Origin of the sequence: Citrobacter freundii complex sp. 2024EL-00216, assembly GCF_043945515.1 — a bacterium.
GTDB lineage: Bacteria > Pseudomonadota > Gammaproteobacteria > Enterobacterales > Enterobacteriaceae > Citrobacter > Citrobacter portucalensis.
In genome coordinates this window covers 153397-175284 of the sequence record NZ_JBIMRA010000007.1, presented here as the reverse complement: position 1 = coordinate 175284, position 21888 = coordinate 153397, and the positions used below count along the sequence as shown (strand labels likewise).

Sequence of the window (21888 nt, the reverse complement as noted above, 5' to 3'; positions counted from 1 at the left end):
TTACTCCTGAATTACGCTGTTTCGTATTAATAAACCCTACCATAATAACGACAGAAACAGCGTTTTGCTTAGCCCCATTAGCCGCTTTTTTTACGATTTTAGTACCGGATGCCCACTTAAGGTGAGCTGAGTGCCGTTTTTATCATTTTTCAGCACCGCATTGGCTCCCAAAGGCAGAGTGACAGTGCGTTGTTCATGGCCAAAATCGAGGCCGCAGATCAACGGTACTGACAATCTGGCGCGCAGAAAATCACAAACTGAATCAAGATTGTAACCAGCGTCGTAGTCATTGGGTGCGCTACCGCTAAAACTGCCGAGGATAATGGCGTTTTGCTGGGCCAGTATTCCGGCGTGGTACAGCTGCAGCAGCATACGCTCGACACGGAATGGATGCTCGTTAATGTCTTCCAGCACCAAAATGCCGTTTTTGATGGCCGGCATCCACGGTGTACCCATCAACGAAATGATCATCGCCAGATTTCCGCCCCACAGAGTACCTTCAGTTGCGCACTGTGGACCGTCACCCTGCCATTCGAGGGTAAATTGGGCATTACGCAAAGCCTGCCAGAAATGGTGCTCGGTGAATGCGTTCATTTCTTCGGCGCCGAAGTTCGCCGCCAGCATCGGGCCGCTGAAGCTAATCACATTCCCCTGTGCCAGCAGACCACACTGGATCGCCGTAAAATCGCTGTGTCCGCACAGCAGCAGCGGATCTTGTTGCTGGCGGGCTGCCAGCCCCTGCCAGTCAATATCTTCCAGTAAACGGCTCGCGCCATAGCCGCCGCGTACCGCCATCACAATGGTATCGGGGGTTTTCAGATTAACGAGCGAGTTCACATCAGCAAGCCTTTCTGCCTCTGTCCCCGCAAAACGCTGGCAGCGGCGCGCAATGACCGCTGAATTGTCGACCTGATGACCGGCCTCAATAAGACGCGCAAGCCCACGTAAGGCAGCCTGCTGATTGATACAGTAGCCCGACGGGGCAATTAAGTGAAACCGGGACATGGCATTTCCTTGCTACAACTAAAACCAAATGTATATCATGCCGCGTAGGTATGTCGTTGTCACCTCAGCGACAGGTTCCGGCTATAAGGATAGATGACGTGAAATTGAGATGGTTTGCTTTTTTGGTTGTATTACTTGCGGGCTGTAGTTCAAAACAGGATTACAAAAACCCGCCGTGGAATGCTGAAGTTCCGGTTAAACGCGCAATGCAATGGATGCCGATCAGTGAAAAAGCCGGTGCGGCCTGGGGTGTCAGTCCACAATTGATTACCGCTATTATCGCCATTGAATCAGGCGGAAATCCGAATGCGGTCAGTAAGTCCAATGCGATTGGTCTGATGCAGTTGAAAGCATCAACTTCAGGACGCGATGTTTATCGCCGCATGGGCTGGAGCGGAGAGCCGTCGACCAGTGAGTTGAAAAACCCCGAGCGCAATATCTCCATGGGGGCCGCATACCTGAGTATTCTCGAAACCGGGCCGCTGGCCGGGATTGAAGATCCGCAGGTGATGCAGTACGCGCTGGTAGTATCGTACGCCAACGGTGCGGGCGCACTGTTACGCACGTTCTCATCCGACAGGAAAAAAGCGATCAATAAAATCAACGACCTCAGCCCGGATGAATTTATTGAACATGTTGCGGACAATCATCCGGCGCCGCAGGCCCCGCGCTATATCTGGAAGCTTCAACAAGCGCTGGATGTGATGTAATTCAGGTGATGCTAATCGCGCACCTTGTTCGACTTTTCCCGGGCCTCGCGTTCAAGGGAAAAAATAATCCGCTGTAAGTTCCGCTCCACCGCCGGGCCGACGTTGAGAAAACGAAAGCTCAGGCGGGGAGTGGTAATCGTTTCGTTTTTCCCATCGATAACCTTGCGCTCACTAATGGAAATAAGCTGGGCGTCAACGTGATACACCCCCCATTGCTCCATATTTAGTTCAACCTGCGAGAAGCGCATACCTTCTGCCAACCCCTCTGGTTTTGCCACTTCTAACAGCCCGCCCATGCCGCCGAGAGACAGATCGAATAAGCGAAAATGCAGAATGCTGTTGTCCGGCATTTTTGCCGTGCAGCGATAGGGAGGATGCAGCGGAGCGCCGATGCGGAAATATTCCCGACGCTGCACAAACCACAGAGAAGGCGGCAAGGATGAAATAAACGCCGGCAGTTGCTGATACTCGCCTTTTTTCAGCTGTGGCAGGGTGAATTCTACTTTGGCTCCCTGCGTTTCGGCGATAATTGAGATCTGGCTGGCCCGCTGTACGGCCTGGTTTTCATATTCTTGGCTGCCAAAATCCATGATCAGTTCATCGGGACTGACGGTCAGAATTTTGCTGATGAACTGGCCGCCTGACCAGGAGATACGCAGTGGAACCTGCTGCGACTTTAAGTCCCGAAGTACACCTAACACCGCTAACGGATTTTGCTTCAGGAACTGCTCATTGTAGTTACTCACACCTAATGACTCCTGGATGCCTGGTTTGTCGTTGGGTTATCGGCATTAATCGACGGAACTTAATACAAATGGATGAAATTTTTTACCAAACCCAATGAATTAAGTCTGAGTGATAAAAGCATGTCGCGATGGCTTGCCTATACTTTAAGTGCTGGCGCAGGAATGTCTTGCGCGTGCGTTCACTGGAAAGAGGGCCTGAAAATGGGAATTATTGCCTGGATTATTTTTGGTCTGATTGCGGGGGTTATCGCCAAACTGATTATGCCGGGGCGTGATGGCGGTGGGTTTATCCTGACCTGTATTCTCGGTATTGTCGGTGCTGTGGTCGGTGGATGGTTGGCAACGATGTTTGGTATTGGCGGCGATGTCAGCGGATTTAATCTCCATAGCTTCCTGGTGGCCGTGGTCGGCGCGATTGTTGTGCTGGGTGTCTTCCGGCTTGTACGGCGAGATTAATCGAACGGCCCCTGTGGGGGCCGTTTCTCTATGTCGCTAAGTTAGAATTGATACTCAATTCCCGCCCAGTAATTACGGCCTTCTTCGATAAATCCTTCGCTGTACACGTATTGTGTATCGAACAGGTTATTGACCGAAGCGTTGACGCTAAACCCGTGACCGATGGCGTAGTCGGCGCGTAAATGGGTAATGGCGAAACCTGCGGCTTTCTGCGAGCCGTCGCTATTGCTATAGCTCGATGAGCGGGCCTCTTCAGACAGCGTAATGCTCAGCGGATCCCACGGTTTCAGCGTCATCCATGCGGTGAGGGTTTGCGTCGGCAAATCGGTTATTTTGCCGATGTCGCTGCGTTTGACGTCCGCATGAATCAGGCCATAGCTCAGCCCAACATCCAGCATATCAAAGACTTTACCTTTAACGCCTGCATCCAGACCGGTGTAATCCACCCGGCCGCTGTTCTGATTCTGGATGGTATCAGCATCAATATTGTGTGAAAGAATGGCATCGCTGATGCGGTTGTAATAGACGCTGGCTTCGAATCCCCAGTCTTTACCAAGTGAACCATTCCAGGTCAGATCCACGCTGCGGGCGCGTTCCGGTTTAAGCTGCGGATTGACCAGCGCCACCTGGTTATAGGCCGGTTTCGAGGTGGTGTAGCGCTCTTTCAGTGTTGGGAAACGTGTTCTGTCAGAGTAGGACAGCGCTAATGTGTCTGAATTTTCAAAGTGATATTTGGTCATCATCTGCCAGTTGAAGGCCGACTGATTGTTGTCATCATAGTGGGTGACGCTACCATTTTTTTCGTGCTTCATGCCTTCCAGACTGTCGCGCCAGTCATAGCTTATTCCAGCTACTACATCGACGTTATCCGCCGCTGCCCACTGGTATTCGCTGGCAACGGACCAGGTGCGGTCTTCGTAGCGATCGTAAGCCGCATTCGGAGCGCCTTTCTCGCGGTGAACATCATCTTTCCAGTTCACGGCGAAAGAGAGCAAGTCGTTTTCACGCATATCCGCAGCGAGCTGTAGACCAGCGCCATCGCTATAGTCTGAATAATGACTGTAGTTGCCTTTCTTGTTTTTCAGATCGGCAAGTGAGTTGTACATCATCAGCGTATTTTCAAAGGTATCGCGATACAGACGGCTTTTTAGTGTGAAACGATCGCCCAGATGGGTGGTGCCCTGATAGTAATAGCTCTCTTTATCGTACTGTGGCCATTGCCAGTAGCGTGATTTCTGACTGCTGGTTCCAGCGTACGGCGGGTTATCTTTTTCACCGTCCTGATTAATATAGGTCAGCACATATTCGTCATTACCACGCGGAGTAAAGCCCAGCTTCACGATGCCGCGTTTGTCATCGGCGGAGGAGTTAATCATCTTGCCGTTGCTGCCCGCAATAGGATTGTCCACGCCGTGCGGTAAGCCAAGGAAATCCTGCTTCAACTGACTGCCGCTGAGCTGGATGTAGCCGAGATCGTTGCTGGCGCCAAATGAAGCGTGCATATCGTGGGCATTGTCTTTGCTACGACTCCAGCCCTGGCGATAGCCAATGCTGCCTTCAATCGGTTTGGTGGGCTTTTGGGTGGTGATATTGATGGCGCCGCCCATCTGGTTCGGCCCTTGTAACAGCGACGAGTAGCCTTTGGAGACTTCAACCGAAGCGATATCGGAGGTCAGAAAACGGCCTAAATCGAGGTTGCCATCATAGGGGATGTATACCGGCACGCCGTCAAAATAGACGGGAACCTGACGGCTGTCAAAACCGCGGACTTTCACCTGCTGTTCATTGCGGTTGCCTGACTTTTGCAGCACGACGCCGGGGACAACGCTCAGTGCCTGCGCCACGTTTTGCTTATCCAGTTGCTGCATCGTTTCCTGGCCGAGAACCGTAGTGGTTGCGGCGGAGGCCGGACTTGACCAGACGGTCATGGTTTCGCTTTCCTGCCCAGCAAAAGCACTGTGCGCGAAAGCAAACGACAGAGCTGTGTAAAGACAACTTTTGTTGAAATTCATTATTTTTAGTCCATTTATTAATGTTATATGCCACGTGCGTCCGGGCTCAGGCTAACTTTGATATCCGCGGGCGGAGCGTAGTAAGGCGCGGAAGTGATGAAAAGTCTGATGCCACAGTCGAGATAACTCGCCAGCGAGGCGAGGGTAATGCCGCCAGTCAGCGCCAGCGTGCAATGGGGGGCCAGAGAAGGGGTCTGGCGGACAATTTCTGTTGCTTGCTCAGGGGTAAATTTGTCGAGTTGCAGGACATCGGGCGCGGCGCGTAGCGCGGCTAATGCCTCATCTGGCGTATCTGCTTCAACCACAATCTTTTTTTCTGGCGCATGGCGGCGTAAGCGCGCAATCGCGCCGGCCCAGTCGTTTGGGTTGGTAAGAAAATGACGGTGATTAGCAAACAGCAGTACCGTTTCGGCGCATCCTCCGCGATGGATAATGCCTCCCGCGGCGAGTATTGCCTGAGTCGCCAACAAACGCGTGCCGGGAATGGCTTTTCGGGTACAGGCAATCTGCCCATCAGGATAGCGTTGGCGCAGTTGGCTCAACATGCACTCAAGATAGCCCGAAACCCCGCAGCTCCACTCCAGGACATTTTGTACCGCTTTCCAACCCTGGTGTAGCGCCGCCGCATTCCCATGTGCGCGAATCAATCGCTGTCCTGCACTTACCTGTTCACCATCGGCCACCATGTCGCTGACGGTCAGCCCTAATGAGGTGAGCATTTGTCTGGCAACGGCGGTGCCGCTAACGCATCCGCCCTGGCGATGGTAAAACGCCATAACGCCCGGCTGTGCGCCGATCCCCAACGCGCGGGTAGTCAGATCGCCGCCCTGAATATCTTCCAGCAGCAGCGCGTCGGTTTGCGCCTGCGAAAAGTAGATCATCGCAGCGCCTCCCGCGGCACGCTGTCCCACCAGATAAGCGCCCAGTCACGGCTGGCGGGGGCAATCGTGCGTGGATCCTGCTGTTGATACCAGGTTTCCAGACGTTCGACCTCGTCGGCGCTCAGTTCACCCATACTCCAGCGCACGTTTTCCAGAAAACGCGTCCAGGTGCTGTTGTCCTGCTGGCAGTTGGGTCCGCGGATAAAATCAACATGCGCGTGGATCCCCATCTGATACAGGACATTAAGCGCATAGATATAGTTGGGAAGCTCAATCACTTCGCGGCCCAGTGCACGCTGAATGGTGGGGGAAACGAAAGATGAACTGACGAGATGAGTGGTGTAAACCCGCAGTCGGGCCTGATTATTCAGTTTGGTCATCGACTGGCGCATATCGGCAACCAGCGTAGAGCGCGAGGCGACGGCGATATCGCACTGGGGTAAATCATCCCAGTGTTCCTCCCAGGCCCGCTGCACCCACTGCACGTGACGGGCGTTCATTTGCGCAGCGCGGCGGGCAGCTACGCTTAGCATGCCCTGGCTGTAATCTACGCCGTAAATTATTGGCATCTTTTTAGCCAGCGCCAGCGAGACGGTACCGGGACCGCAACCCATGTCAAACAGCGACTCCGCCCCTTTCAGGTCGATTTTCCCCAGCAGTTGCAGCAGATAGCTGTCGGTTAATGAGGCGCAATTTTCCGCCATTTTTTCCGCACGTTTATCCCAGTGCTCCGGCTTTTTCTCGGTTCTGTTCGCCAGCTGTAACTGTTTACGGTAAAGATCGGCAAAATCAATGTCGTCAATGAGCATTATTATTCCTTAGTTATGTGAGCCAAAGAGATGGTGAGCGATTTGTGACGGTGTAACGCGATACAGTTCCGCCAGGCGATCGGTGGCAAGCTGATGTTCAGGAAGCCCTTGTGACACTTCGCCATCCGGTTCAACGCGTACCACGCTGTCGGCAATTGCCCGGGCGTGCAACGGATGATGCGTCGACATCAGCAGGGCCATACCCGAATTTTTCAGCGTCACCAGCGTGTCGAGCAGACGGATTTGATGCCCAAAATCCAGGCTGGAAGCAGGTTCATCCAGCAACAAAAGACGCGGACGCTGCGCCAGCGCGCGGGCAATTAACACCAGTTGCCGCTCTCCGCCGCTCAGCGTGTTCCAGCGTCGGGGCGCCAGGTGAGAGATTCCCAGCATCGTCATCTGCTGGTGCGCATTTTCACGCTCTTTAGCGCCGGGAACCGCAAATGCCGCCAATTGCGGGGCCAGCCCCATCATCACCATGTCCAGCGCAGTGAAGGCAAACGCGCCGTCATGTGCCTGAGGAACCCAGGCAATAGCGGCGGCGCGTTGCCGATCGCTGAGATGATTTATGGCGACGCCATCAAGCAGAATGTCACCGTGAAGCGGCGAAAGAACGCCGAGAATGGTGCGCATCAGGGTGGTTTTTCCACTGCCGTTGGCCCCAATCAGACAACAGACGGAGCCGGGCGAAACCTGAAATGAGACATCGCGTAACACGGGCTGGTGACTGTGGTATCCCAACGACGCATGGCGGACGGTCAGAAGCGTCATGGGCGATTTCCCCGTAGCAAAAGCAGCAAAAAGAACGGTGCGCCAATAAATGCCGTCAGGATCCCCAGCGGGATTTCTGTGCTGCTCAGCGTGCGGGCAAGAGTATCGGTGAGCAGCAGCAAAATGGCGCCGATCCCCATGGAAACTGGCAGCAACTGCTGGTGGTTATTGCCACTGAGGAGTCTGCCGATGTGCGGTACAACCAGCCCAATCCAGCCGATAATGCCCGCGATGGCAACGGTACAGGCGGTGATTAGCGTTGCGCCGACGATCAGTCCCAGCCGCAATCGCGAGACGTTGATCCCAAGCGATCGTGCTTCATCATCCGACAGGGTGAGCAGGTTCATGCGCCAGCGCAGCAGCAATAGCGGGACCAGTCCTGCCAAGATCAGCGGTGCCGAGAACCACAGGTCGTGCAAAGTGATCGTCGATAACCCGCCAAGCAGCCAGAAGGTGATAGACGGGAGTTGGGTATACGGGTCGGCCAGCGTTTTGATAAGCGAAATTCCCGCGCCACATACCGTACCCAGCGCAATCCCGACCAGCACAAGTGTTAACACCGGGTCGTGACGCTTGACTCGCCGGGTAATCAACCAGACACCGGCGACCACGAATAAACCGCCCATGAACGCATACAGCTGAATGAACAGGATCGGTAAACCTAACAGGATTGCTAAACAGGCACCTAAACCCGCACCCGCCGCCACGCCGAGAATATCCGGTGAGACCAGCGGGTTGCGGAACATGCCCTGATAGGTGGTTCCTGCGCCCGCCAGCGCCGCGCCGAGCAGCAATGCAGCCAGTATGCGTGGCAGGCGGATTTGCCAGAAGACGATTTTGTCCTGCATTGGAACGCCATCTGCACCGGCCACGAGATTCAAAACCTGTTGTGCATCCAGGCGATACGCGCCTGATACCGCGGCGACGCTCGCGCAAAGCACCACCGCAGCAATCATCAGAAAACCGAGGGTTGATGTTTTCATCAGACTGCCACCAACCTTTGATACTGTGCGTCGCTTAGCGTGGTGTGCCAGAACAATTCACTGTAGTTCTGCATATCGGTTTTAAAGCTCGCTTCAACCTGTGGATCAAGCCAGGCGTGCAGGCGGCGTAACCCCAGTAAACGGTTGATGCCAGGAGGTGCATCCAGCCAGCCAAACGGCAGACCGCTGAGAAACAGAATGCGCCGGTCAGCAACCGCTTTGACCCCTTGCCAGACCGGATCTTCTCGTAGGAACTGCGCTGTCACTGCATCCTGCACCAGGATAATATCCGGCTGCCAGCTGAGCAGATTTTCCATTGAGACCTGTGTGAGCCCCTGTCGTCCGGGGATGTGCGCCACATTGTGCAACCCCAGTAGTTCTGCTGCTTCGGTATGCAGAGAACCTTGTAAACCAGTCTCCAGTCCTCTGGCACCGCGCGCGGCATAAAAACGCAGATTCGCCGCGGGTGAATGCGAGAAAGCTATTGCATCATCGATAAATCGACGGGCCAGCGCGGCCTGCATTGCGGTTCGCGAGACGACGCCCAATACTTCACCGACTGCGCGTAACTGTTCTGGGGTATGGCACAATTCGCCGTTAATCAGCAGCCAGGGAATGTGTGTTTGTGCGCTCACTTGTCTGGCCTGAGAAAGCCAGGTTTCATCGGCATTACCGCAGTCAATAACCAGGTCAGGTTTAAGCGCCAGGAGTGCTTCAAGCGAGAGCGTGCTGGCGCGCCCCGCCAGCCTGCCGAGTTTCGGCAAAGTCCGAATGTTATCGTTAAACGGGATGGCGGTCTGGCGAGAGAAATCAAAGGAGGAAAGCCCCACCAGTTTTTCCGGTGCGACGGCCAGCAGCAGCATGTCAGCAGGCGCGCCCGCGCTGACCACGCGTTGGGTCGTTTCTGGCTTCGGAGAGTCTCCAATGGCCACAGTCAGCGAGGTTTGAGCAAACGCGGGAAGATGACGTAGCAGCAGTGCAGATGCCACGAGTTGGGCAAACATCCGTCTTGTCAGTGGCATTATTGTTATCCTGAAGGTTACAAAATCGCTATATATTTACATATACAGCGAATAAAAACATGTTCAGAATCAATTTCTCACGGATGAAAACCCCGGATACCCCATAAGGGCTAGAGGCCATAGAGACAGCTGGAAGGGGGAAATATAAGAAAGAAAAATCCGCGACGAAGCGCGGATTCAGGAAGTAAAACGGCTCAGGCTATGATGTTATGGCGTCGGTTGAGTCTGTTTTTTAGACTCGACTGGCGCAGTACTTGCCGGGGTAGGTCGTGATGCGGGTACGTTGTCACAGGGCTTTTCTTTGGCGCAAATCAGGTCGAGCATTTTCAGCGTTACGCCGTTGGTCCAGCCGAAACCATCCTGCAACGGATACTCACCGCCGCCACCGCCGGTTCCAGTGGTGCTCACGTCATACTTCTCAACCAGCTTTTTCTCGCGATCGTAGGTGTGTTGAACATTGGTGAGGAATCGCCAGGTCACGTCCATGGCAACAGTATCCTGACCGTAATTCTGTAACCCGGATGCTGCTACCCACTGGAGCGGGGCCCAGCCATTGGGGGCATCCCACTGCTGGCCGCTTTTCACCGACGTGGTAGCAAGGCCGCCCGGTTGCAGCAGATGTGCCTGGGTGGCCGTGGCGACTTTACTGGCGCGATCTTTTGCCGCTGCATTGACATATAGCGGGAACAGGGCGGCAGCCGTGAGCTGGTTGCGTACTTTGTGGCTTTTCAGATCGTAGTCGGCATACCAGCCTTCTTTGTCGTTCCACAGGTACTTCTCGATCCCTTTTTGTCGGGCATTAGCGAAGCCATCGTACTGCGCCGCTTTGGCATCATCACCAGCAGCCTTGCTGGCGAGGGCGATCATTTTTTCCATTTTGTACATTAGCGCATTGAGATCGACCGGAACGATGCTGGTGGTGCGCAGAGTGCCCAGCTGATTAGGATTGTCCATCCAGCGGGAACTAAAATCCCAGCCGGATGCGGCAGCTGAACGCAGGTCGCGGTAGATTTCTGTGGCCGGGCGGTTTGGGTTGCTTTTAGCGGTGGCAATATCCTCTACCCAGGACTCTGGCCGAGGCGAATCGCGCTCATCCCAGTAGCGGTTCAAAATGGTGCCGTCATCCAGTTTAACTACGCGCTTATTTTGCTGACCGGGCTGGAGTGTTTCGACGCCTTCCATCCAGTAGCTGTACTCTTTGAGCATCTGTGGGAGGTATTTTTTCAGCGCGTCATTCCCGTCGTGCTGCGCCAGTAGTTCAACCATAAAGGCAAAGAACGGCGGTTGCGAACGACTCAGGTAGTAGGTGCGGTTGCCGTTAGGAATGTGTCCCCAGGAATCAATCTCGTAAGCGAAGTTTGCCACCATGTCCGAGACCTTATCCCAGTGATTGCTCTCGGCAAGCCCCAGCATGGTGAAATAGCTGTCCCAATAATATATTTCGCGAAAACGCCCGCCAGGTACCACATACGGTTCCGGGAGCGGCAGCAGCGAATCCCATTTTTCAGCGTCGGTTGTCGAACGGGTGAGTACCGGCCACAGGCCATCGATATGTTCGCGTAATGATTGCCCGGCCGGGGGCACGTATTTCTCGCCGTCTTTCGGCAAGGTGAAATTCACTTGCACAAAATGGCGTAAGTCGAATCCGGACTGGTTTTTCTGCATCCGGTAATCGGCAAGGATCATTAATGGATCGCTGTTTGGCACCGCGTCCGCAAAGGTTTTCTGGTCAGGAAACAGTTTGGCTGTTTGTACATCGTTAAACAGGGGGCCAAGCAGAATATCAGGCGGCGCAGGCGTAGCGGCTGGTGCGTCCTCGGCGTTGACGGCAAAAGAGGAAAGGGCAAAAAAGGTGCTTGCGAGCGTCAGTTTTATTGCAACAGAGAGCAGGCCAGGATGGCGAGTTGCTGGCGTTATCATCGGTTAATCTCCTTAGCGGCGTGCCGAAGTAGCGGCATTTACCATGAGAAAACCTTAGTTCAGGAATGACCGTTGCGCGTGATCGGCTCCCCATTTTGCGAATAAACAGACATTTCCCGGCGTGAATAGAGAAGAAGCACACCCTTTGTTGGAAAGGGTGTGCTTCGGAATCAGTTTGCGCGGGTTATCCGCTGTGTGACACAGTCAATGGTCAGAGTATCGCCCATCTTGATGCTATCGAGAGCCGCGCCTTGCTGACACATCCAGCACAGGCCCATTTCACGAGCGATAATCGCCGGATGTGAGGCTTCGCTGCCGTCCCGCAGGCAGATACCTTTGATGGTCTTCGGATCGAGTTGCAGTACCGTAGACGGATAAATGACATCAGCGACCAGGATAGTGGGGCGCAAGAACGCGGGAATTTGTGCGCTCTCTCCCGTCAAATGCTGCAGTGAACGGGACAGCAAATCTTCAATATCAATGTATCGCGCCTGCAGATAAGGATCATCGAGCTGTAAATACTGCTGGCTGAGATCGCTCAGCACCTGATGCCAGGCCCAGGCGGCGCTGCACTGCTTTTCGCGCATTACATCGCAGGCCATTTCAAACAGTTCAGGATCGTCCAACAGCGTATGGTGACCGGAGAAGATGGCGGCGATATCTGCGGAATATCGTTCTTCAGCAAGTGCAGTGAGTTCGCTCAGATCGTTCAGCGTACTTTGGATGGCGGTCTGTAATCGCTGTTGCTCAGCCTGGAGTGATGCGGCTGGCTGCGGGTTTACCTCGGGCGAGAACGGCGTGTGACAGAATGCCGTCCCCGTGACTTTTGAGGGAGCCTGAGTTGCCTTGTTATCAGCATTAGCGGACTCGAGCGATTCACCAAAATTCTCCGCTGCCAGCTGTTTAAATGCGGCCAGCGCATCCTCTGCCTGTTCGCCTTTGGCAATCAGGCGCAGCGTGTCATTACAGCGTACCTGCAGCAGAGCTATCTGATTCAGGCTATCAGGAACCACACACTTGCCGTTTTTCTCCAGCCACATGTCGGCGTTAAAACCAGACAACGCGGAAACCAGCCGCGAAGCCGGGCGAACGTGGATGCCGTTAGGGTTTTTCACCACAATGGCAACAGAACGGGCATCTGCATCGGGAGACAGTGCAGCAGATGCGGGTTTCGCTGCGGATGGCGAAGGTAAACCCAGTTGCTCACATTTGGCGTCGAGGGCGTTCATGGCATCACGGATGACCCGATCGATATCAGCACCCGCGGCGGCGCTAACCGTCGCGGCCAGTGTGCCTTCAACCAGTGGTGCTGCGCACAAACGCACTTTGGCGGCAATGCCAGGGTCGAGCAGTTCCAGCGCGGTTTCCGCACTCAGTAATGCACTACCGATATCCATCATCACCAGCACGTGGTCCGTATCGGCCACGGACTCGATGGCTTCCATCACCTTGATCGGATCGGTGCCAATCGGATTCTCAGGATCATCAATGCCTGCGGCAATGGCGATTTTGCAATCACCGCCCATTAACATCTGCCGGGCCAGCGCACCGACGCCTTCGCCCAGTTGGGCGCTGTGAGAAACAATAACCAGGTTTACCATCGCTTTATCCTTACTCTCTGGACGCCTGAGCTAGCATTTGCATCATAAACATGACCGACGTTGCGCCGGGATCCTGATGCCCAATACTGCGCTCACCAAGATAGCTGGCACGGCCTTTGCGAGCCTGCATGGTGATGGTGCTTTGCGCTGCGGCTTCCGCTTGCTGGCTTGCCGCTTCCAGCGCTGCCTGTACGCTTAACTTTTGCTCGCAGGACTGACGTAAGGATTCGACAACCGGTAGCCAGACGTCGCACATGGTTTTGTCGCCAGGTTCAGCCTTACCGCGGCTAATCACACCTTCTGCGCCATCACGCATCATTTGATACAACTCTTCAAGCGTCAGGCTTTGATGAGCCTGAGTCACCTGAGCGGCGCGAATAAAAAAGGTGCCAAACAGCGGTCCACTGGCCCCGCCGACGCTTGAGAGCAGCACCATACCGGTGTTTTTCAAAATAAAGCCGATGTCTTTGTCTGCGATGGACGGCAGCTTTTCAACGACTTTGCTGAAACCACGATGCATGTTCAGACCGTGGTCGGCATCGCCGATCTCTCGGTCAAGTCCGGTGAGAAAATCACTTTCTGTGGTGAAGATCTCGCCGCAACGATAGAGCCAGTTAACAATTTGCGTTCTGTTGAGGGACATCATGAATCTCCTTATTTACCCCAGTTGAGGGCAGGGGTGTGAACCGGTGCATCCCATAATCTCAGCGTTTCGTCATCTACCTGTAACAGGGTGATCGAGAAACCGGTCATATCCAGAGAGGTACAGTAAGAACCGATCAGGTTGCGCTCAATGACGATGCCTGCATCCTGACAACGGCTTTCCAGGCGGTTATACACGCCGAAGAGTTCAGACAACGGCGTCGCACCGAGATTATTGACCAGCGCAATAACGCGATCGCCACTTTGTAACGCACGCTTGCTTTCTTTACCTTCCTGCCACGCGCCCTGGACGTTGTCCCAGTGGCGGAGTGTACGGCTGTAGTTACCGTTTTCCAGCAGGGTATCGAACATTTCATCAACGGTCTGATCGAGAGAGGTGAAGGGGCGACGGTCAATGCCGGGTTCCCCGTGGATACCTACGCCAAACTCCATTTCGTTATCCTGCAGCGTGAACGACGGTTGTCCAGCGGCTGGAACGGTACAGGCGCCAATGGCTATGCCAATGGAGTGGCCCTGGTTATTCAGCTTACGGCCCAACGCCGCACAGGCTTCCAGCGAATCACCGCGTTCGGCGGCCGCGCCGACCAGTTTTTCGATCAATACAGTATTCGCCACACCACGTCGACCGGCGGTATACAAACTGTCTTTCACCGCCACGTCGTCATCCACCACCATGGTGGTGACTTTGACACCGCTTTCATGCAGCAGCTCGGTGGCGGTTTCGAAATTAAGAATGTCGCCGGTGTAATTTTTGATTATCAGCAGCACGCCTTCGCCACCGTCAATTTGTATGGCGCATTCGAACATTTTATCCGGCGTGGGTGAGGTAAAAATCTCACCTGGACAGGCGCCAGAGAGCATGCCCTGACCAATGTAGCCGCAGTGCATAGGTTCGTGTCCGCTGCCGCCACCGGAAAGCAGAGCCACTTTGCCCATCACCGGCGCATCTGCGCGGGTGACATATACAGGATCCTGATGCAGTGCCAGGGAAGGATACGCTTTCGCCAGTCCGGCGAGTTGTTCATTCAGTACGTCTTCAACACGGTTGATCAATTTTTTCATTATTTATGCTCCGCAGACAGTCCTGGATGGCTGCCAAATTCGGGCAGGCATCTGATGTAGGGTATCGGTTGGTTCAACGTCACGGCGACCGCTCGCTGCCGATAAGGTAATTTTGCACACGGGTAGTCAAAAGAAAATTGATGTGATTGGTGTTTCAATACGGAACATTAGCATCTTTTAATGTTCCATATTGAAACGTGGTGGTGCATAAAACAGCGGAAGTGAGAGATGCGGCAAAGTTTATGCTGACGGCATCATGAGTAAAACGTTATTCCTTACTCTTCTTTGCCATTAAAATCGAAAAACCAGAACAAGATAAAACCAATAAAACCAAAAATTAGCAGAATAGCCAGGGTATAGACTTCATATCGCGCGGCATCTGCAGCAATCGTCTGTAACTTGTCCATTGCCGGGGCTGGCTGCTCTTTGAATAGCATGAGTTGCCATTCATAAAGGTTTGTTGTTTTTATCTCTTTAATCGGTTCCCAAATATGGTTAGCCGCCGCGCCGAGTGCTAAAGCAGAAAACAGTGCGCCGTAAATACGTTGGCGTTTTTCCTGACGCTGACTAATAGCCTGGCGCATGAGCTGATCCAATTGCTCTATCTGCGTCATGAGCTCCTGACGTTGCTCAGACAATCCCCACTGCCGAGAGAGATCTTCACTCAGCTGGTTATGTAGGGCATCGTTGCCGACTAAAGCACCTTTATTCATGGCTTTTAGCGCCTGGGCTTTGGTTTCCAGCATCATTTCGGACCAGTCAGATAGACGACGAATTTTTCCCTTTCGGTTGTGTTTTTGCTGCGACTCGAGCAGATCCTTGAGCCACTGTTCAATCTGTTGGGCAGAGTTCGCCAGAAAATTTTCATACTCATGGCTTACATCCGCTACAGAAATGGCCGCTTTAATCAGTATCGCCAGATGTTTATCCTCTTCTTCGCGACAGAAGATTGTGACGCCATGACGGTGAGCGATAACCAGAATATTGCTGTACCATTGGCAGTGGTACTCGCTGGTGGGGGGGAGATCCGCAGGACTCCTAACGACGCGCGTGCTATCGCTCTGTGCTGCCAGCCAGGCATGAAAGGTGGGGGTATCGATCATTCGCATCAGCGGGACGATCGTAATATCACCACCCTCCGGGATGCGATGCTGATAGACACGAATGCATTTACCTTTTGTGCGGCAATCAAGTTCGGGTAAAGCTATTGGCACAATGGCGTTATCAAGATAACGGGTAAAATAATTTTCCCAGATTGCGGGCAAAACGTCTTTTTGCCAGGTCAGTTTCGAGCCGGGCTCTCCGAGCGCAAGCTGCTTCGGTGCCGCAATTAGCGTCATTCTGCCTTGATCGTCGTACCAGGGTTGGTTCGGTGCGCCTGGGATCAATTTATCGCTTCCGGCCAGGCGATAGCTTTCGAGAAAACGCGGAGTATCGCGCGGGCGTAGCCCTTGCCAGGCCACATCTTCACGTTGTTCCAGAGCGGACCACAGGGCATCAAGGCGTGTCCCCTGAATCGGGTTGAGCGAAATAACGATATCATTTCCCGTACCCACTTCTCGCGGTCGATAAATGGCCAGCAACCCAAATCCGTTGTGCGTCCAACTGCGTTCTTTATCGCACCGCGCGAGAATTTTCAACATACCAGAGGGGAGCGTTTCGGTAATAAACAGTGCATCAACCACCGTTTGCCGCCGGCCTGTGCCGAGATCCAGCAGGAGTTGGCAGGTAACCGAACGCTTGATAACGTGTTGGTAAATCTGTTGCTCATACGCCAGACTTGCGACCGCACTTGCATAACATTGCGTGTGCATGGGCATAATGCCTGCGGTGGGGTCTGGGTTGGCTATCATCATATCGCTCAACAGGCGAAGGCAGGCCAGCATGTTGTGGCGAACAACGGCAGTATCATCCATGGATTGCTCGCACAGGCTGCTATGCGCGAGTGCGGATAACAAGCAAGCGGCAGATCGAGTTGTATCATCACCGTCCAGATAAATACCGCTTTCCCATGCGGTGACGTATTCCAGCCACGGATGTGTTGATAGCGACAGCGAACCAGCGGCATCGAGATGGTTCAAAAACAGCAACAGCGTAAAACAGGTATCCAGAGAGAAATCTTCGATAACGATTCGTTGTATTCCCTGGACACTTGAGAGTTTACTGCGCCATATAGACCATTGACGATCGTCGGCATTTGCCACCAGTTCACTCACCGAATTGTAGTGACCTGCACGGTATCCTTTGTTATTGAGCGCGACACCCTTTTGGCTTTCCGTATCATTGCCGTCGCCCAATCCGATCAGTAGGCTGCCTGCCGGTGCATCACGCTGCGACGGATTGAACTCGAAAGTAAACAGCGGCCATGCATTATTGAATGCGAACATATAATTCTCTTTCGATGAATGTGTTGTTGGATCGCTCATTATTTGACTACGTTATAAATGACCCGTTGTGAGCGACTCCAGTTATCGCCAATCGCAATATTGGGTTCATGGTTTTCTTGTTTTACGCAGTAGTTCTTAACCAGGCTTTTTAACTCTGCCTCGTTGAGTGTGCCGAACATCAGACGCGTATTCAGTTCTTTCAATAACACATCATGGAGTGAATAAGTGGTCGGTCTTTGCAGTGAAAATTGCGCCGCGTCAGCCAGTAACTCACGCGCATTATCGGCCATCAGACGGCGCTCACAGCGACCTGCAGGTTCATTTTTGGCCATTTCTTCATCGTAAGCTTTCTTCTGGGCTTTCTCAAAATTAAGCGCTCTGTCCAGTTCCGCTTTAATACCCTGAACATCCTTGGCAGAAGAACAGAATGTTTTTAAATAACGAATCTGTATGGGGGTCAGCGTGCCATTGTGGTCCGCTTGCTGACGTAATTTACCGGCCATTCTGAGGCAGCCGTTTTTTTCATCCATCAACGACGCTGATTGTAATAGGGCATTCAACGTTTCCTGGCGATCTTCCTGTAATGCGGCTTCGGCATAATACAGTTTCCAGCGCATGCCTCCGGCAAGAAACAGATTGACAACCTGGGTATCACCGCGATCGATAGCGGCGCGAAGATTTTTTTCATCCCAGGCAATGCCGATATTCGCCAGTTCTTTACGCGGATCGTTACTGGTTTCTTTTTTCGCCCCAGCAACCGTTTTACCCACTTCCCCGAGATCGCTACGGATGGACTCCGTATTCACCAGCGTCTTGGTTGAGGTTCCGAAAGTCAGTACTGAGCCAACAATAATGACGACGATACCGCCCAGCACCCAGGCTACTCGATTGCGAATGATGCGCGTATCAATTTTGATTTTTCCAATATCCTGAGCCTGAGCCACCAGATCATCCTTTATTTCCTGAACGTCACCGCCGAGATTTTCAATTTTTTGGGCTGTCTGTTCGAAATAGTGAGCAACCTCAGCATTGCTGTCATCAAAAAAGCGATCAGGGTTAACTTTTACCCGGCCTTCGTCGAAGGCCTCCTGTACCGGCTCAGTAATTTCTTGGTAATAGTAATTCATCAATGTTGTTTGGACGGAGGTTACCCGCTTATGATGCGCCAGACGGTTGCGAATTACGCGAATATCGTCAAGAAAGGTATTCAGTGTTCTACGTTTATCGTTAACAAAGCTGAGCAAAGGGGTATATTGATAAAGTGGAGAGTAGTGGATGGGATATTCGTCTTTATCAATAAATAGTGAGGCGAGTTCACTGAAAAGGGTACCGCTCAATACGTCATCACGATCGGCAACGTTGAGCCATTTTTTTACACGTTCCTGACCAAATAGTTTGTTTAGGTGCTCAAGTAGGGCTTGTTGGTTATTGTACGCTTCATTAATTAAACTACGAATGGTCAGCTCTAATGCTCGTACCTGCTGCAAACTACGTAACTGCTTTTCTTCGCCTTCGTTATGCAGCGTCGTTGAATAAGTTAATTGAGGCTGTTTTTCTCGCAAATATTCGAGCTGCCACAAAAAACGCAACGCGGCAATGGTCAGATTTCTGTCGGCAGGCTGGCCATCTGTATTTCTGCCGAGCCATTTGTTCAAGGTGCGTAATGCCGCAAGAAAGCTCGCCATTTCCTGCTCATTATAGTTAAACCGGGCCGCTACACTGCTCCAGTTGCCCAATCTCTCTCGGGCTTTATCAAGTGAATAATAAAACGTATCAGGCGAAAGTTGCGTGGGGGCTGGCATACCCAGCAGGGATAAAATTTGTGGAAACGCGCTGTCGAAAAGAGACAGGCAACGAGTAAAATGGTTGTGCTCAGAAGCAGATGAATGATCGACCATTATATTCTCACGTGGTTATTCGCTGAGTTTTCCCGGCCCGATCTAATCGCACTGTGTCAGGCAACTTTCCCTGCAGCCAGAATGCCATAATTCGACAATTATTCGGGATTTTTAATCGGTTCGTCAATATATATGGGGGGCGTAATATTGGTAGTAGACATTGCAACCAATAATGCGTTGCTATGGGTTCTTAACGCAAATTATGGTTGCAGCGATGGAATTTAATGTTTATTGGCTAACAAAATGCGCAGATATTGGGTAAGTAAAACGCAGAAAGCGGGGCAGATGAATCAGGCTACTACACGCCAATAATGCCACAAATAATGCAGCATTATTGGCGTAACTCACGACTGGCGTTTATCGTCGGTCAAAAACGTTGGCATATCTGCCGTCGTATTAGCCCGGATAAATTCCGCGATCTTTACGTGCCAGCAGAATGCGTTCGCAGGCAACAATGTAGGCTGCGGTACGCAGGGAGCAGGATTTCTCAGCTGCTTTTTCCCATACGTGCACCATCGCATCAGTCATGATTTTGTCCATGCGATTGTTGATCTCTTCTTCACTCCAGAAGAAGCTTGCCATGTCCTGGACCCATTCGAAGTAGCTGACGGTTACGCCGCCTGCGTTACATACGACGTCAGGTACCACGATGATACCGCGGCTTGCCAGCATATCATCGGCATCCGGGTAAGTCGGGCCGTTAGCGCCCTCAAGTACCAGTTTGCAGGTCAGTATTTCTGCACGCTGACGGGTAATCTGTCCTTCCAGCGCGGCAGGGATCAGGATATCCATCTCCACGCTCCAGAAGGCTTCGCTGGCGATGGTTTCAGCGCCTGGGAAACCGGCAATCTGTTTGTGCTCCAACTGCCAGGCAGACAGCGCGGTCATGTCGATACCCGTGGAGTTAAACAGCGTTGCGGTGTGATCCTGAATAGCGACGACACGCGCACCCGCTGCGGCGAACAGGCGGGCGGCTTCGCTGCCGACGTTACCGAAACCTTGTACCGCCACGCGAGCGCCTTCAACTTCAATGTTTGCACGACGCGCGACTTCCAGACCACTGACGAAAACGCCGCGACCGGTGGCTTTATCACGGCCTAACGAGCCGCCGAGGTGAATAGGTTTACCGGTGACCACACTGGTCACGGTGGTGCCGTGGTTCATGGAGTAGGTATCCATCATCCAGGCCATGACTTTTCCGTTCGTACCTACATCCGGCGCAGGAATGTCTTTCTGCGGCCCAATGATAATGCCGATTTCGCTGGTATAACGGCGGGTTAAACGCTCCAGTTCACCTTCAGAAAGTGAGAACGGATCGACGCGCACACCGCCTTTGGCTCCGCCGTACGGCAGGTTCAACGCTGCGCATTTGATGGTCATCCATGCAGACAGGGCCATCACTTCATTAAGATCAACATCAGGATGATAACGCACACCGCCTTTGCCCGGACCGCGGGAGAGGTTATGTTGCACGCGATACCCTTCAAAATGACGGATAGTGCCGTCATCCATCTGCACCGGGATATCGACAATCAGCGCGCGTTTTGGGTGGCGCAGGGTATCCACCCAATGGGAAAGTTCGCCCAGGTAAGGGGCCACACGCTCGATTTGTTGCAGGTAGGTATTCCAGGCAGATGTGCTGCTATCTGAAGCGTAAGATAACTTATCCATGATAAACCTTAGTTTTAAAAGTAATATGTTCTTAATTTGGCCGTGGTATACAGTGAATCTCACCATATAAACCTAAATTTAACATTTTTTTCATAGAACAGCCTGTCTGGCTAACACGGATTATCAGTATGAGTAGTGTGGGTTTTGGCTTGGTGGTGAATAGTTATTCTTTGTTTTGGCTGTCAGCGCGGTTGTTTTGCGGTTTGTGTAGTTTAATATGCATAAATTGTAAAAATCGCAATTTGTCAGATTTATGACGCACCTCTAAAAGTAAATAATATGATAATAAAATGTGTTTGCTTTATTACTGTTAAGCTGGGCGTCAGTAGGTCACTGCGATGGTGACAGTATCGGCATAGTTGTCTGGCGTGTAGTTTGCGCTGGGAACGGTGGCGTAAACCGGGTAGGTAGTCGTTGTCCCCGTACCGTTGCCCGCAACGGTATTGAGCGATGTATTGCCCCACACCATACCGGAAGGACCTGGCGTCGAACTAAGCTGGTAGGGGACTTTATCCGTATTTGACCCCGAGCCTGCCATCACGCCGCTGCCTGCCGTATTGCCGTTGGAGGGTTGAAGTCCGATGGTGTAAGGCGTGTTATTGGAACAGGCTACGCCTACGTTATTTGACGCCGTGAGATTACGACCCGTTCCGCTGGTGGGAGCAAAGCTGATGTTAGTCGCGGAGGTGATATTACACTGTTTGCTGACAGCAGCTGTGACGGTGAAAGGAAACCTGGCGGCAACGGTATCACCACAGGTGGTTGGCGGGAAAAGCAATCCGGGATTGAGGGTGACAAGGGCTGTTGCCGTCGTATAGCTATCCTGATAATTTCCGGGGACGGCTGCCGTTTGTGGCGTGACGATCTGCGCCGATACCGTGAGTGAACCCGTCACTGGCGTCAGATTCAGCAGGTTAAGCTGTACCATGGGAAAAGTGGTTCCTGACTGATACTGGCTGCCCCAGACTTTGGTGCGCCCGCTATCCTGGTAAAGCTGGTATGCCAGCGTTCTGGCGGGGTTTCCGCTTAACGACATATTTCGGGTTGTCACCTGGCCACTGACGGCCGAGGCGCCAATATTAAAACAGAGATTGATCCCTGCCAGCACGTCACCAAGCTCTTTGGTGCAAGTGTAACTGAACGTCATTGATGACGTTGCGCCTGTCGCAGACAGTGGATTGACCGAACCTAAATTTATGGGTTGCACATTGCTCACCGAACAGGTTACCGCATGGCTAATTGCCGGACAAAAAAGTACGGCAGCGATGAGTAGCAGATGTCTTAACCTCAT

18 protein-coding genes are annotated in these 21888 nt (G+C 52.7%); 2 read left to right on the top strand and 16 right to left on the bottom strand.

Going from position 1 to position 21888, the window contains the following annotated elements:
- Positions 1-90: 90 nt before the first annotated feature.
- Positions 91-1005, bottom strand: coding sequence for a muramoyltetrapeptide carboxypeptidase (gene ldcA / locus ACHHZ7_RS11585; RefSeq protein ID WP_060682085.1), 915 nt, complete (start codon positions 1003-1005; stop codon positions 91-93).
- A 98-nt stretch (positions 1006-1103) separates the two neighbouring features.
- Between ldcA and emtA the strand changes: the two genes are divergently transcribed.
- A complete protein-coding gene (emtA, locus tag ACHHZ7_RS11580) occupies positions 1104-1715 on the top strand; it encodes a membrane-bound lytic murein transglycosylase EmtA (RefSeq protein WP_016153365.1) in 612 nt (203 codons plus the stop codon).
- A gap of 11 nt (positions 1716-1726) precedes the next feature.
- Here emtA and ACHHZ7_RS11575 read toward each other — a convergent pair whose 3' ends face one another.
- The gene (locus ACHHZ7_RS11575; protein WP_048235228.1) at positions 1727-2461 is read right to left on the bottom strand and encodes a flagellar brake protein; all 735 of its coding nucleotides are present in this window, start codon (positions 2459-2461) and stop codon (positions 1727-1729) included.
- Positions 2462-2662: 201 nt separating this feature from the next.
- Between ACHHZ7_RS11575 and ACHHZ7_RS11570 the strand changes: the two genes are divergently transcribed.
- The gene (locus ACHHZ7_RS11570; RefSeq protein WP_048212573.1) at positions 2663-2917 is read left to right on the top strand and encodes a GlsB/YeaQ/YmgE family stress response membrane protein; all 255 of its coding nucleotides are present in this window, start codon (positions 2663-2665) and stop codon (positions 2915-2917) included.
- A gap of 41 nt (positions 2918-2958) precedes the next feature.
- Here ACHHZ7_RS11570 and ACHHZ7_RS11565 read toward each other — a convergent pair whose 3' ends face one another.
- The 14 genes from ACHHZ7_RS11565 to ACHHZ7_RS11500 form a co-directional block, all read right to left on the bottom strand.
- Complete coding sequence (locus ACHHZ7_RS11565; RefSeq protein WP_060682086.1) at positions 2959-4929, bottom strand: TonB-dependent siderophore receptor; 1971 nt, start codon at positions 4927-4929, stop codon at positions 2959-2961.
- Between the two features lie 23 nt (positions 4930-4952).
- Positions 4953-5810, bottom strand: a complete 858-nt coding sequence (gene modD / locus ACHHZ7_RS11560) for a ModD protein (protein WP_060682087.1) — start codon at positions 5808-5810, stop codon at positions 4953-4955.
- Complete coding sequence (locus tag ACHHZ7_RS11555; protein ID WP_071446210.1) at positions 5807-6619, bottom strand: class I SAM-dependent methyltransferase; 813 nt, start codon at positions 6617-6619, stop codon at positions 5807-5809. The genes modD and ACHHZ7_RS11555 overlap by 4 nt, the downstream gene beginning before the upstream one ends.
- A gap of 9 nt (positions 6620-6628) precedes the next feature.
- On the bottom strand, positions 6629-7390 hold the full coding sequence (locus ACHHZ7_RS11550) for an ABC transporter ATP-binding protein (RefSeq protein ID WP_060682088.1): 762 nt from the start codon (positions 7388-7390) through the stop codon (positions 6629-6631).
- Positions 7387-8346: a FecCD family ABC transporter permease gene (locus tag ACHHZ7_RS11545; protein WP_375294534.1), complete on the bottom strand. Its 960-nt coding sequence runs from the start codon at positions 8344-8346 to the stop codon at positions 7387-7389. The genes ACHHZ7_RS11550 and ACHHZ7_RS11545 overlap by 4 nt, the downstream gene beginning before the upstream one ends.
- A gap of 26 nt (positions 8347-8372) precedes the next feature.
- Positions 8373-9395 carry an ABC transporter substrate-binding protein gene (locus ACHHZ7_RS11540; RefSeq protein WP_060682090.1) on the bottom strand — a complete coding sequence of 341 codons (1023 nt, stop codon included), beginning with the start codon at positions 9393-9395 and terminating at the stop codon, positions 8373-8375.
- A gap of 207 nt (positions 9396-9602) precedes the next feature.
- Positions 9603-11315 carry an alpha,alpha-trehalase gene (locus ACHHZ7_RS11535; protein ID WP_060682091.1) on the bottom strand — a complete coding sequence of 571 codons (1713 nt, stop codon included), beginning with the start codon at positions 11313-11315 and terminating at the stop codon, positions 9603-9605.
- Between the two features lie 170 nt (positions 11316-11485).
- The gene (gene dhaM / locus ACHHZ7_RS11530) at positions 11486-12916 is read right to left on the bottom strand and encodes a dihydroxyacetone kinase phosphoryl donor subunit DhaM (RefSeq protein WP_048235235.1); all 1431 of its coding nucleotides are present in this window, start codon (positions 12914-12916) and stop codon (positions 11486-11488) included.
- Between the two features lie 10 nt (positions 12917-12926).
- Positions 12927-13559 carry a dihydroxyacetone kinase subunit DhaL gene (gene dhaL, locus ACHHZ7_RS11525; protein ID WP_020996617.1) on the bottom strand — a complete coding sequence of 211 codons (633 nt, stop codon included), beginning with the start codon at positions 13557-13559 and terminating at the stop codon, positions 12927-12929.
- 11 nt (positions 13560-13570) lie between these two features.
- Positions 13571-14641, bottom strand: a complete 1071-nt coding sequence (dhaK, locus tag ACHHZ7_RS11520; RefSeq protein ID WP_060682092.1) for a dihydroxyacetone kinase subunit DhaK — start codon at positions 14639-14641, stop codon at positions 13571-13573.
- A 275-nt stretch (positions 14642-14916) separates the two neighbouring features.
- Entirely contained in the window at positions 14917-17028 is a 2112-nt protein-coding gene (locus tag ACHHZ7_RS11515; protein ID WP_060682093.1) for a hypothetical protein, read from the bottom strand.
- A gap of 38 nt (positions 17029-17066) precedes the next feature.
- Positions 17067-18926, bottom strand: coding sequence for an STY4199 family HEPN domain-containing protein (locus tag ACHHZ7_RS11510; RefSeq protein WP_164091693.1), 1860 nt, complete (start codon positions 18924-18926; stop codon positions 17067-17069).
- Between the two features lie 396 nt (positions 18927-19322).
- Entirely contained in the window at positions 19323-20597 is a 1275-nt protein-coding gene (locus tag ACHHZ7_RS11505; protein WP_032943729.1) for a Glu/Leu/Phe/Val dehydrogenase, read from the bottom strand.
- A 322-nt stretch (positions 20598-20919) separates the two neighbouring features.
- Positions 20920-21888, bottom strand: coding sequence for a spore coat protein U domain-containing protein (locus ACHHZ7_RS11500; RefSeq protein ID WP_060682095.1), 969 nt, complete (start codon positions 21886-21888; stop codon positions 20920-20922).

Bases quoted from the DNA above. Each gene is read 5' to 3' on its own strand.
- ldcA (WP_060682085.1), bottom strand. From the start codon at position 1,005: ATGTCCCGGTTTCACTTAATTGCCCCGTCGGGCTACTGTATCAATCAG.
- ACHHZ7_RS11570 (WP_048212573.1), top strand. From the start codon at position 2,663: ATGGGAATTATTGCCTGGATTATTTTTGGTCTGATTGCGGGGGTTATC.
- ACHHZ7_RS11565 (WP_060682086.1), bottom strand. From the start codon at position 4,929: ATGAATTTCAACAAAAGTTGTCTTTACACAGCTCTGTCGTTTGCTTTC.
- modD (WP_060682087.1), bottom strand. From the start codon at position 5,810: ATGATCTACTTTTCGCAGGCGCAAACCGACGCGCTGCTGCTGGAAGAT.
- ACHHZ7_RS11555 (WP_071446210.1), bottom strand. From the start codon at position 6,619: ATGCTCATTGACGACATTGATTTTGCCGATCTTTACCGTAAACAGTTA.
- ACHHZ7_RS11550 (WP_060682088.1), bottom strand. From the start codon at position 7,390: ATGACGCTTCTGACCGTCCGCCATGCGTCGTTGGGATACCACAGTCAC.
- ACHHZ7_RS11545 (WP_375294534.1), bottom strand. From the start codon at position 8,346: ATGATTGCTGCGGTGGTGCTTTGCGCGAGCGTCGCCGCGGTATCAGGC.
- ACHHZ7_RS11540 (WP_060682090.1), bottom strand. From the start codon at position 9,395: ATGCCACTGACAAGACGGATGTTTGCCCAACTCGTGGCATCTGCACTG.
- ACHHZ7_RS11535 (WP_060682091.1), bottom strand. From the start codon at position 11,315: ATGATAACGCCAGCAACTCGCCATCCTGGCCTGCTCTCTGTTGCAATA.
- dhaM (WP_048235235.1), bottom strand. From the start codon at position 12,916: ATGGTAAACCTGGTTATTGTTTCTCACAGCGCCCAACTGGGCGAAGGC.
- dhaL (WP_020996617.1), bottom strand. From the start codon at position 13,559: ATGTCCCTCAACAGAACGCAAATTGTTAACTGGCTCTATCGTTGCGGC.
- dhaK (WP_060682092.1), bottom strand. From the start codon at position 14,641: ATGAAAAAATTGATCAACCGTGTTGAAGACGTACTGAATGAACAACTC.
- ACHHZ7_RS11515 (WP_060682093.1), bottom strand. From the start codon at position 17,028: ATGTTCGCATTCAATAATGCATGGCCGCTGTTTACTTTCGAGTTCAAT.
- ACHHZ7_RS11510 (WP_164091693.1), bottom strand. From the start codon at position 18,926: ATGGTCGATCATTCATCTGCTTCTGAGCACAACCATTTTACTCGTTGC.
- ACHHZ7_RS11505 (WP_032943729.1), bottom strand. From the start codon at position 20,597: ATGGATAAGTTATCTTACGCTTCAGATAGCAGCACATCTGCCTGGAAT.
- ACHHZ7_RS11500 (WP_060682095.1), bottom strand. From the start codon at position 21,888: ATGAGGTTAAGACATCTGCTACTCATCGCTGCCGTACTTTTTTGTCCG.